Below are 11,236 nucleotides of genomic sequence, written 5' to 3'. Positions count from 1 at the left end.
GGTCAATCGGTTAAAAAATTGATTTCATTGGTTGGTATCAGCACTCCGAAGACCAACAGTGATTTGAAAAACATGGGATTTACCAAACTTGTCCGGCGTGATAACGGTGTCTACGAAAATGTTACGGCTACCGGCAATGAAAGCCGGATTTGGGATACCAGTAAGCCTGAGACCATGCCGAACTTGAAGGGTAAAATCAGCGATTAGAATGCTCGAGTTGTGAGGGAGTCTCTCATTGTAGGATATGATAAACCCTCCCTTGCAACTGGCGGGACAAAAGTTGTACAGTTTTTTGGTTTAAGGGGAATCGCAGGTGGTGGATCAGGTCGATTGGAATCGTTTGTGGCAGGAGAGTCGTAAAGGGCGCACCTGGCAGGGGAAAACTAAAGAGGACTGGAACCGTCGTGCTGCAGGTTTTGCTCGGCGGAACACGGCCTCTCAGTACGTGACGGACTTTATCAGTCGCCTGAGGCTTCGTTCTGATATGACCGTGCTTGATGTCGGTTCCGGTCCCGGTACCTTGGCGATTCCTGTTGCTCGGCAGGTACGTTCGGTGACGGCGGTAGATTTTTCCTCTGAGATGCTTGAGCAGCTTGGCGCTCGTTCTATCAGTGAAGGGGTGGACAATATCGAGATTGTCCATGGTTCCTGGGAGGACGATTGGTCTGCCTTGGGTCTCGGCGCCTATGATCTTGTCATTGCCTCATGTTCGCTCTCGGTCGATGATTTGGGCAAGGCCCTGATCAAGCTTAACGCCTGTGCCAGGGAGCAGGTGGTAATCGGCGACCGGGTGGGAAGTGGGCCCTTTGACCCCGCCCTCTTTCGCGCCGTCGGCAGAGAGTTCAGTCCCGGACCTGACTATATTTTCACTGTGAATATCCTCTATCAGATGGGGATTCACGCCACTGTCGATTTTATCGATATTCAGGAGCCTAAGGTTTACGACTCTCGGCAGGCGGCAGAGGATTCCTGTTCCTGGATGCTTGATCAGTTGACACTAGAGGAACAAGGTGCATTGACACGCTACCTTGATAACATTCTTATCGAAAACCAAGATGGGTTCTGGTCCATGAAAGAGCAACGGGTAGCGAAATGGGCTGTAATCAGCTTTACCCCTGTGCGTCAGGGAGTTGGTATGGTTTAGCCAGTTTTCCTCGATTAGGGGATTGTGTCGAGCGTTATGACGGCCCAGTGCTGATTGTGACGGTGGGGAGTTAATTTTTTCATTATATTAAGTGGTTATGTGATGACAGGGAGTCAGGGAAATAGCTATGATGTGTTGGTGGTCGGTGCTGGTCATGCCGGGTGCGAAGCCGCCTTGGCTGCGTCGCGTATGGGCTGCCGGACCTTGGTAACGATTATTAACGCCGACGGAATCGGTGCCATGTCCTGTAATCCCGCCATCGGGGGATTGGCCAAGGGCCATCTGGTCAAGGAGATTGATGCCTTGGGTGGGGAGATGGCCAGAAATATTGATGCCACGGCCATCCAGTTCCGGCGGTTGAACACCAGCAAGGGGCCTGCGGTCTGGTCGTCTCGCGCCCAGGCGGACCGTCTCCTGTATCGACTGCGGATGAAATCGGTGCTGGAGAATCAGTCAGGTCTCGAAATTCGTCAAACGGTTATTGATCGGCTGTTGATTCGTAACGGAAAGGTTGCTGGTGTTGTCACCTCCCTGGATGAGGAGATTGAAGCCCGGACAGTGATCATCGCCACTGGGACCTTCTTGAACGGTCTGATCCATATCGGGATGAAGAACTTTCCAGCAGGCCGGATGGGTGACGCCCCCTCGTTGTCGCTGCCTGAGCATCTTCGAGCGCTCGGTTTTGCCATGGGGCGGATGAAGACCGGTACTACTCCGCGTCTGGACGGCACGACGATTGACTATTCAGCATTGGAGGCTCAGCACAGTGACGATCCGCCGTGTCTATTCTCCTTTGCCAGCACCGGAAGTACTATTCTGCCGCAACGACCGTGCTATATCACCTATACCAACCTGCAGACTCACGACATCATTCGGGGTGGGCTTGATCGTTCACCGATGTATGCCGGGGTTATCAAGGGGATTGGGGCTCGGTATTGTCCCTCCATTGAGGACAAGATCTCCCGCTTTCCAGACAAGGAGCGGCATCAGATTTTTTTGGAACCGGAGGGCTTGGATACGGTAGAGGTCTATCCTAACGGGGTGCCTACCAGTCTGCCGCTCGATATTCAGGTCCGGATGATTCAGAGCGTCAAGGGGCTGGAGAATGCCCGGATCATTCGGCCTGGTTATGCTATCGAATATGATTATGTCGATCCTAGGGAGCTGTTTCCTTCCCTTGAGACCAAGCGTCTGCCTGGGCTGTTTTTAGCCGGGCAGATCAACGGAACCTCGGGCTACGAGGAGGCCGCGGCACAGGGGTTGATGGCTGGGATTAATGCGGTGCGTTCCGTGCGTGATGAACCGCCGCTGATCCTGGACCGCTCCCAGGCGTACACCGGAGTTTTGATCGACGATCTCGTCACTCTTGGCACTAAGGAGCCGTATCGGCTCTTTACCTCCCGGGCCGAATATCGATTGCTCCTTCGTGAGGACAACGCTGATCTCAGGCTCTCATCAATTGGCCGTGACTTGGGTCTGGTGGGAGACGAGGCTTTTGCTCGTTTCTGTCGGAAACGGGATGGGATTGGTGATGTCATGGAGTGGCTTACCCGCACTGTGGTGAAGCCAACGGAGGTGATCAATGACCGATTGGCCGCCTTAGGCACTGCCCCCATGCGTCAGCCAGCTACCTTGGTCGAACTTCTGCGGCGACCGGAATTAACCATGGCGCGGTTGCAGGATGTCACCGAAGAGCGGAGGCCGATAGCTGTTGATGTGGCTCGGGAAGTCCAGCTGCAGGTAAAGTACGAAGGCTATATTGTGCGCCAGCAGGAACAAATTGCCCGTTTTCGGAAATTTGAGGATGTCCTCCTGCCGGCAGATTTCGATTATGGTCTGTGCGACGGACTGTCCAATGAGGTTGTGGAGAAGATGACCACGATCAGGCCGCGTTCTTTGGGGCAGGCCTTAAGGATCTCGGGAATTACCCCCGCCGCCATCTCGGTGCTGCAGATTCACCTCAAAAAGAGGGGGTTGATCTGAGTGTTTTATTGTTACAGGTTAACGGTTATCGGTTGGCAAAGTCATTTTCCGTTACCGATAACCGTTAACCGACTACGTGAGTTACGACTTTTTTCCCTGTAATAACGGATTGATTATGCCTTCTCCCTTCACCCTGATTAAACAGTCCAGTCAATGCCCGGCTCGACGCGGCCAGGTCACCACGGCCCATGGCGCCTTCCAGACGCCTGTCTTTATGCCGGTGGGGACCCAAGCCACGGTCAAAGGTATAACCCCTGCAGACCTTACCACCATTGGCGCAGAGATCATCCTTGCCAACACTTATCACCTTTATTTGCGTCCTGGTCACAACCTGATTCGGGAGCTTGGTGGTTTGCACCGTTTCATGGGCTGGAAAGGATCGATCCTCACGGATAGTGGAGGCTTTCAGATTTTCTCATTGAAAGATCTGACCCGGATCACAGAACAAGGCGCGGCTTTCAAGTCTCATCTCGATGGTACCAATCTTTTTCTTAGTCCCGAGGATGCGGTGGCGGTACAAGAGGCGCTGGGTACTGATATTATGATGTGTCTCGATACCTGTATTCCCTATCCCGCAAGCTGGGATGAGGCCATCAAGGCGACAGCCCTTACCGGGCGCTGGGCGCGTCGCTCGCGGGAGGCCCAGGACCGCTCTACCGGTCAGCTGCTTTTTGGTATCATCCAGGGCGGAATGTACTCTGATCTGCGGGCGCAGGCGGTGGCGGAATTGATCGATATCGGTTTCGATGGCTATGCCATGGGCGGCTTAAGTGTCGGGGAACCAAAAGAGTTGATGCATGAAATGACTGAGCATACAGCCGCTCTCATGCCTAAAGATCATCCGATCTACCTGATGGGTGTTGGTACCCCTGAGGATCTGGTGGAAGGGGTCTGGCGCGGAGTTGATATGTTTGATTGCGTTATGCCGACCAGGAATGCCCGCAATGGATTGCTCTTTACTTCGCAGGGTAAGATTGTTATAAAGAACGCGCAATACCAACGGGATGCGCGACCACTGGACGAGTCCTGCTCCTGTTATGTCTGCCGGAATTTTTCCCGGGCCTACCTTCGGCATCTCTACATGGCGAAGGAACTTCTTGCCTGTAACTTGAATACTATCCATAACCTGCACTATTATGTCGGGCTAATGGCTCAGGTCAGGGAAGCATTGGATGAAGATCGGTTTGCTGAGTTCAGGAAGGAGTTTTATGCTCGGCGTCAAGGGGAGTGAGTTTTACCGTCCCTTTTCATTAATTTTTTTGTGGAGATAATCATGTTTGGAACAAGTATCGCTTATGCGGCAGGCCCAGCCGCATCTGGACAGAGTCAACTGATGTCGTTTTTGCCTTTGATTTTGATTTTTGCTGTTTTCTATTTTCTGTTGATCCGGCCGCAGCAGAAGAAGGCCAAAGATCATCAGGATTTTCTGTCCAATATGAAGAAGGGTGATGTCGTGGTTTCAAGTGGCGGCATGATTGGCACTATCACCGGTCTGACGGATACAGTGGTTACCTTGGAGGTGGCCGATAATGTTCGGGTCAAGATTTCACGGCCCTATATTCTGGGAGCGGTTTCCACTGTCAAAGGCGAGGCATGCGCTCCTAAGGGTGGTGGCTGACAGGTGCCGAGAGTGTAAGCTTCATCGGGTATGAAGCAGGGATAAAACAAACGGCGTGACGCTTTTAATTGGCGGCACGCCGTTTGTTTTTGTTTGAGTGGTTTGACTTATGTGGGGCGTGTGGTTGGCAAACGAGAGCGGTAGGATTTTGCTATGAGTGAAACCATGGAAGATGCCCTTTGGCACAAAATTCGTCAGAGTGGTTTTCTGGGGAGTCGCAGGCAAGAGGTCCATTTTTTTGAGACAGTGGACTCGACTAATACCTTGGCATTATCGATGAGCAAGGAGGGGGCTGCCACTGGGACCATTGTGGTCGCCGAGACGCAAACAATGGGCAGGGGACGTTTGGGGAAAACATGGTCTTCACCTGCCGGAACCGGGCTCTATTGCACAATAATTCTGCGACCGAACATTCCTTTGACGCAACTGGCTCGGGTTACGCTTGCAGCAGGGCTTGCGGTTGCTCAGGCAATTGATGAGGTGAGCGGCTTATTTAGTATGATCAAGTGGCCTAATGATGTGCTTCTTGGCGGGAAGAAAGTAGCAGGGATTTTAGCTGAATGTGATCTGACAGGCGGGCTAGGCCCAGCAGTAGCACTTGGCGTTGGGATTAACCTGGGGACATCGCCGGATCAGTTTCCCTCGGAGGTGCGGACACGGGCAACGTCACTTTCTATAGTATGCGGCAGGACTATTGGCAAAGGCTTGATGTTGTCAGTGCTTGTCGATTGTGTTGAGAGGGAGATTGAGCGTGTGGAACACGGTGGTTTTGCAAGGATTTTATCCGATTGGAAGAGAAGAGATGCAACGGCCAAACAGCTTCTTTCCTGGCTCACCACTGATGGGCAAACCATTTGTGGACAGTCGCTCGGCCCTGATAATGAAGGGTGCTTGATAATCAGGGATAAAGCTGGCCGTTGTCATCAGGTAATGTCTGGGGATATTACGCTTGACCCTAGCACACTAAATGACTATTTTCCCTAAGTTCCTCGAAGTGCTTTTCTGAACGTTTCTTGTGGTCGCTCAGGGCATACATGAGTAATCCGATCAGGGGACCGATAGTGATAAATAGGAGAAAATCGAGCCACATAAAGATACCTCCCACGTTGCGTCACATATCTGATACGCAGCGACCTACCAAAACTTGTATCAGGTTGTGCACAGATTTTTTACTCTATCTTTACTGTAACTATATTTCTTTTATTAGTCTAAAGCAAATTATTTTTTCCGCTTGTTACACAAGATGCGGTATGGGTGGAACTCATCGACACAAAATATGCCATATATCCGCAACCATAGGCGCAGGGAGGATTTCGCTGCGTTTAATTTCAAACGGAGTGATTCCGTCACCCTTAACACTAACTGAATAATGCCAATGCAGAAGCTCGTTATGGTGCTTGCCACCACAAATCAAGGTAAGGTCAAAGAGTTCCGGGAGATGCTACAGGACTATCCGATAGAGATCCGCTGTTTGAGTGATTTCGGTCCAATTCCGGAGGTAGACGAAGATGGCGAGACTTTTGATGACAATGCCTATAAAAAGGCCTTATTTACCGCCAAAGTGTTGGGCCTGCCGGCACTATCTGATGACTCTGGTCTGGTAGTTGAAGCCTTGAACGGGGCGCCAGGTGTTCGCTCTGCCCGATACGCAGGGCCTAAGGCCAACGACCAAGAAAATATTAAGAAATTGCTGATGGAACTGAATGGGGAAAAAAATCGCGGCGCAGCGTTCCATTGTGTTGTGTCAATCGCAGTGCCAAGCGGTCCCGCATTGACCTATGAAGGGAGATGCTACGGGGTAATTACGGAAGCTCCGGTTGGTGACGGCGGGTTTGGGTATGATCCGGTTTTTTTCTGCCCCGAGCTGGGAAAGACCTTTGCCGAGGCCTCATCAGAGGAAAAAAACAGGGTGAGCCATCGAGGCAAGGCCTTGGCGGAGATTCGTGATGAGTGTGAGAAAATCGTGGTCTGGCTCAAAGCGAGGCTTACTGAGGCTAAGCCAGAGAAGCCCGATCATCGTCAATTTGAACATAACGACTGGTCGGAAGAGAAGATGGTGTGACCGCCTAGTTTGTTTTTATTCAGTAGGACGCTGTTTGCTGATTACTCAGTTATCTCAAAGTCGATTTCCTGTTGCCGTGTCCTGATCAGATTTAGGCAACGGGTGACCCTGGTGACCCCAGCTTCGTTGCCTTTCTGTTCATAATACATGGCGCCTAGTTCCAGCGAGTCAGCTGCTTCCTGGAGATGTTTTCGTTGTGCCCGTAGGGGTTCTTTTCGCCATCCTTCGATGGCGCTGAGGGCTCCTTGTTCGTTGTCAATTGCCATTTTTCTATCTCAGTCGTTAAAGCCAATCTGATTAATCAGGATCATGAATAGTCGGCGGGTATTTTCTTCAAGGTCTGGGCAATGGAAGCCGGTGGCATAGAAGTCGGGATTAATGTCTTCGCTGCACCAGCTACTGGTGGCAGTGAAGTGGACCTCCCGTTCAGGGCAATATTCTTCCGGCATGACCATTCGGAGTGAAAATTTTTGGCCAGGGGCTATCTCTTCCTTGCTGATCAGTTTCATGCCTTTCACCGTGAGGTCAACCAGATGGCCCAGGAGTTTACCTGTGGTCTGGTCAAACACCTCAAGATAATAGATGATGTGCCGTCTTTTCATATGTCGATGGTTGTTATCTTGTGCCACTGTCGTCATATCTTCTCTCCTCTGTCAAGGCTTAGTAATTCTGTCCACCATAAACTGAACAACGTCTTCAATCGTCATTGTCGACGAGTCGATGATCACAGCATCGTCGGCTGGTTTGAGGGGAGCCAGGCTCCGCCTGCTGTCGTCGTGATCCCGTTGTTTGATCTGCTCTAAAATCTCGTTACCATTTGCTTCCAGACCTTTCTCGTGGAGTTGTGCGGTCCTGCGGCGGGCTCTCTCGTCGGCGGTTGCTGAGAGGAAAAATTTATGTTTTGCTGTGGGGAATACCACTGTGCCCATGTCTCGGCCTTCGGCGACCACGGCTTGTTTTGCACCGAGTGCCTTTTGCAGTGAGGTCAGGTTTTGACGGACCTCACCAAGGGCTGAAACTTTTGAGGCCATCATTCCCATGTCTGCGGTACGGATGGCATCCGAGACATCTTCGCCGTTCATGATAACCTGGGATTCGATCACACCGGGAAGCATTTGCAGGTCAATGTTCGCCATCAGTTGTTTGACAGCATCCGTGTCGGTAAGATCCAAGCCTTGACGGGAGGCGGCAAGACCAACAGCACGGTACATGGCTCCGGTATCCAGAAAGGTGATCCCGAGGCGTTGGGCCAGGAGGCGGCTGATTGTGCTCTTTCCGGAACCGGAGGGGCCATCAATGGTAATAATTTGTGATAGGGGTGACATTAGTTCAGTTCGGCCAAGGTGTCGGTTATTGCCCGTAACAGGCGCTCGTTTTCTGTCGCGGTACCTACAGTGATGCGGATAAATGTCGGTAAGGCATAGGCCGACATCGGTCTGACGATCACCCCTTTTTGGAGCAGCGCTTGGTAGAAATTCTTGCTATCCCGATGGAGATCGACCAGAAAAAAATTGGTGTGTGTGGGTAGAGGGGAAAGTCCTATCGTCGATAACCGTTCCGTGAGCCAGGAGATACCGTTTCTGGTCATGGCCAAGGTGTTGTCGTAATGTTCTGTATCTTTCAAGGCCGCGATGGCTCCGACCTGGGCCAGGCTGTTGACGTTGAAGGGCCCTCTTACTCGGTGGAGGCAATCAGCGATCTGAGGTGGCATGAGTCCGTATCCAACTCGCAATCCGGCTAAGCCGTAAGCCTTGGAAAAGGTCCGTAGACCGACAACGGGCTGGTCGCCATTGAGATAAGTCCGAATATCAATGCGTTGAGATGGATCGGTGAAATCGATGTAGGCTTCGTCAAGCACGGTTACAACATGGTCTGGCACCTGACTTAGGAATGCTTCAAACTCTTTTTTGCCAAAAATGGTTCCGGTGGGGTTGTTGGGGTTGTCGAGAAAAATCAATCGAGTTCGGTCTGTGATCTGCTCTAGAATTGACTTTAAATCATGCCGCATGCCATCCAGAGGGACTATTCGGTTGATCCCGCCCTGGGCTTGAGCAACTTTGGGGTAGACCAGAAAAGAGGGTTTTGACGAGATAACCTCATCTCCAGGCATCACCAGGGCTGCCGCCAGCAAGGCGATGATTTCGTCTGAGCCGTTGCCGAAGACGATCTGCTCCGGTTGGACACCAAGGTTGTTGGCCAGGGCTTGGCCGAGATAATAACAGCTGCCGTCCGGGTAGCGATGCAGGTTGGTCAAAGCGGCGCTGATTGCCTGGACAGCTTTAGGAGAAGGTCCCAGCGAGTTCTCGTTGGAGGCCATCTTGATCGAGCCGGTAATTCCATACTCCCGTTCCAGCTCCTCTAATGGCTTGCCAGGGGGATAAGGAACGAGATGTTTGATATGATCAGGGATGGTCAGTTTCATTTCGTCCCTCCTGACAATGGGGGACGGCGTTCGCTTACTCCGAGAGATTGCTCAAGTGCATGGGCGAGGGAGAGAAGAGTATCCTCGCGGAAATGCGGGCCTTGGATCTGAAAACCGATGGGCAGGCCAGTTGAGCTGAAGCCGCAAGGGATGGAGATGGCTGGGAGGCCGGCCAGATTGGTGCAGATGGTCATGGCATCGGAGAGGTAGACGGAGAGCGGATCGTCCGCTTTTTCTCCTAAACGCCACGCTGGCGCCGGGGTGACGGGTGAGACTAAGGCATCGCAGGCGGAAAAAGCCTTGGCATAGTCCTCGGTAATCAGCGTTCTTACTTGGGATGCTTTCTTGTAATAGGCATCGTAATAGCCAGAGGAGAGCGCATAGGTCCCGATGATGATCCTTCTTTTGACCTCAGCGCCAAACCCTTGTGATCTCGTTGTCTTGTACATCGCGAGCAGAGAGTCGGCATTCAGATTGCGGAACCCGTATTTGACGCCGTCATATCGTGCCAGGTTGGAACTGGCCTCAGCCGGGGCGATGATATAATAGGCAGCGACCCCGTATTCGGTGTGAGGCAGCGAAACGTCGACGATTTCTACGCCGGTCTGGCGCAGGGCGTTAATGGCGTTGTCCACGGCAGCTCGTACTTCGGGGTCAAGTCCTTCGCCGAAATATTCCCGTGGGATACCGATTTTCATTCCTCGAATATTTTTGCCAAGAGCGCTGGTAAAGTCGGGAACAGGCTCCTTGACCGAGGTGGAATCCCGAGGGTCGTGCCCGGCAATGCCGTTCAGCATGATGGCGCAATCTCGGACATCCTTGGTCAGAGGGCCGATTTGGTCGAGAGAGGAGGCAAAGGCCAGGAGTCCAAAACGTGAAATTCGTCCGTAGGTAGGCTTCATGCCAACCACTCCGCAGTGGGAGGCTGGTTGACGTACTGATCCGCCGGTATCAGAGCCTAGTGAGGCAATGCACTCTCCTGCTGCGACGGCAGCGGCGGAACCACCGCTGGATCCGCCGCAGATGTGATTTGTGTCCCAAGGGTTTTTGGGAGTCCCGTAGGCGCAGTTCTCGTTGGCTGAGCCCATGGCGAATTCGTCCATGCTGACCTTGCCGAGCATCACCGCGCCTTGTTCCTGGAGTTTGGTGATGACAGTGGCGTCATAGGGAGGAATAAACGGTTCAAGAATCTTGGAACCGCAGGTGGTTCTTATTCCTTTGGTGCAGATGACATCTTTGATAGTTAATGGAATGCCGCATAAGGGGCCGCCTTCGCCACGGGCAAGCATTGCGTCGGCGGCCTGAGCCTGGGCTTGGGCCAGTTCGCGGCTTTCGGTGATGAAGGCCCCAACTTGGGGCTCGACCTGATCGATTCGGGACAGGACGTGGTTGGTCAGCTCAAGGGCCGATAGTTGTCGATTTCGGAGCAGGGTGTGGAGCTGATGGATGGGTTGATCATATAATTGCATTGTATCCTCTTGCACACGAGGCAGTGTCCCCTCGAACTCGGTGCCGCTGAAAAGAAAGGTTTGTTGTTAGTGATGGAAAAGGGTTTTTATCCGATGATCTTGGGCACTACGAAGGCTTCGCCGTTTTGCAGAGGGCCATTTTTGAGGGCTTCGGACTGGGGCAGTGAAGGGATGACCACATCGTCCCGGAAGGCATTGGAGAGGGCTAGGGCGTGGAATGTCGGTTTGACGGCCTCGGTGTTCAGCTCGTTAAGCTTGTTGATGTAGGTTAAGATGGACCCGACCTGTTCAGCCAGAGGGGTGATCTCGTTCGGAGCAAGTTCTAAACGGGCAAGGTGGGCGACCTTGATGATTTCTTTAGCAGTGATTTGCATGGTGCAAGTACCTTTTTTGTTGTGTTCTTGAGACAATTGCTAAGTAAAAAAAATTAGTAACTGCTCAGGTTGTTGGTTCACGGTTGACGGCGATTGGGTCCTGCCAATGGCTGAGGACACACTGACATTGAGTATCATTCGATGATTTATGACTAACCATGATT

The 11,236-nt window shown here is 52.2% G+C and carries 13 protein-coding genes; 7 read left to right on the top strand and 6 right to left on the bottom strand.

Annotation, left to right across the window (positions count from 1 at the left end; all coding sequences use genetic code 11):
- From FP815_04280 to FP815_04250, 7 genes are all read left to right on the top strand, one after another.
- A partial coding sequence (locus FP815_04280; GenBank protein ID MBA3014154.1) for a zinc ribbon domain-containing protein occupies nt 1-207 on the top strand: 207 nt, incomplete at its 5' end.
- A 109-nt stretch (nt 208-316) separates the two neighbouring features.
- Entirely contained in the window at nt 317-1,144 is an 828-nt protein-coding gene (locus FP815_04275) for a class I SAM-dependent methyltransferase (GenBank protein MBA3014153.1), read from the top strand.
- A gap of 102 nt (nt 1,145-1,246) precedes the next feature.
- Nucleotides 1,247-3,127 carry a tRNA uridine-5-carboxymethylaminomethyl(34) synthesis enzyme MnmG gene (mnmG, locus tag FP815_04270; protein ID MBA3014152.1) on the top strand — a complete coding sequence of 627 codons (1,881 nt, stop codon included), beginning with the start codon at nt 1,247-1,249 and terminating at the stop codon, nt 3,125-3,127.
- A gap of 115 nt (nt 3,128-3,242) precedes the next feature.
- The gene (gene tgt, locus FP815_04265) at nt 3,243-4,358 is read left to right on the top strand and encodes a tRNA guanosine(34) transglycosylase Tgt (GenBank protein MBA3014151.1); all 1,116 of its coding nucleotides are present in this window, start codon (nt 3,243-3,245) and stop codon (nt 4,356-4,358) included.
- 42 nt (nt 4,359-4,400) lie between these two features.
- The gene (gene yajC, locus FP815_04260; GenBank protein ID MBA3014150.1) at nt 4,401-4,745 is read left to right on the top strand and encodes a preprotein translocase subunit YajC; all 345 of its coding nucleotides are present in this window, start codon (nt 4,401-4,403) and stop codon (nt 4,743-4,745) included.
- Between the two features lie 153 nt (nt 4,746-4,898).
- Nucleotides 4,899-5,729 (top strand): biotin--[acetyl-CoA-carboxylase] ligase, encoded by an 831-nt coding sequence (locus FP815_04255; GenBank protein ID MBA3014149.1) that lies wholly within the window; start codon nt 4,899-4,901, stop codon nt 5,727-5,729.
- Between the two features lie 391 nt (nt 5,730-6,120).
- The gene (locus tag FP815_04250) at nt 6,121-6,807 is read left to right on the top strand and encodes an XTP/dITP diphosphatase (protein MBA3014148.1); all 687 of its coding nucleotides are present in this window, start codon (nt 6,121-6,123) and stop codon (nt 6,805-6,807) included.
- Nucleotides 6,808-6,848: 41 nt separating this feature from the next.
- Here the strand turns inward: FP815_04250 and FP815_04245 are convergent, their stop codons facing one another.
- The 6 genes from FP815_04245 to gatC all read right to left on the bottom strand — a co-directional run bounded on the left by FP815_04245 (nt 6,849) and on the right by gatC (nt 11,072).
- Complete coding sequence (locus FP815_04245) at nt 6,849-7,073, bottom strand: hypothetical protein (GenBank protein ID MBA3014147.1); 225 nt, start codon at nt 7,071-7,073, stop codon at nt 6,849-6,851.
- 9 nt (nt 7,074-7,082) lie between these two features.
- Nucleotides 7,083-7,445: a PilZ domain-containing protein gene (locus FP815_04240; protein ID MBA3014146.1), complete on the bottom strand. Its 363-nt coding sequence runs from the start codon at nt 7,443-7,445 to the stop codon at nt 7,083-7,085.
- 15 nt (nt 7,446-7,460) lie between these two features.
- Nucleotides 7,461-8,132 (bottom strand): (d)CMP kinase, encoded by a 672-nt coding sequence (locus FP815_04235; GenBank protein MBA3014145.1) that lies wholly within the window; start codon nt 8,130-8,132, stop codon nt 7,461-7,463.
- Nucleotides 8,132-9,229: a histidinol-phosphate transaminase gene (locus tag FP815_04230; GenBank protein MBA3014144.1), complete on the bottom strand. Its 1,098-nt coding sequence runs from the start codon at nt 9,227-9,229 to the stop codon at nt 8,132-8,134. The genes FP815_04235 and FP815_04230 overlap by 1 nt, the downstream gene beginning before the upstream one ends.
- Nucleotides 9,226-10,698 carry an Asp-tRNA(Asn)/Glu-tRNA(Gln) amidotransferase subunit GatA gene (gatA, locus tag FP815_04225; protein MBA3014143.1) on the bottom strand — a complete coding sequence of 491 codons (1,473 nt, stop codon included), beginning with the start codon at nt 10,696-10,698 and terminating at the stop codon, nt 9,226-9,228. Before gatA ends, FP815_04230 begins: the two co-directional genes overlap by 4 nt.
- A gap of 86 nt (nt 10,699-10,784) precedes the next feature.
- Nucleotides 10,785-11,072: an Asp-tRNA(Asn)/Glu-tRNA(Gln) amidotransferase subunit GatC gene (gatC, locus tag FP815_04220; protein ID MBA3014142.1), complete on the bottom strand. Its 288-nt coding sequence runs from the start codon at nt 11,070-11,072 to the stop codon at nt 10,785-10,787.
- Nucleotides 11,073-11,236 lie beyond the last annotated feature (164 nt).

It is taken from the genome of Desulfobulbaceae bacterium, from assembly GCA_013792005.1.
GTDB lineage: Bacteria > Desulfobacterota > Desulfobulbia > Desulfobulbales > VMSU01 > VMSU01.
Note: the sequence above shows the minus strand (reverse complement) of the source record. Positions and strands in the feature narration are given on the sequence as shown.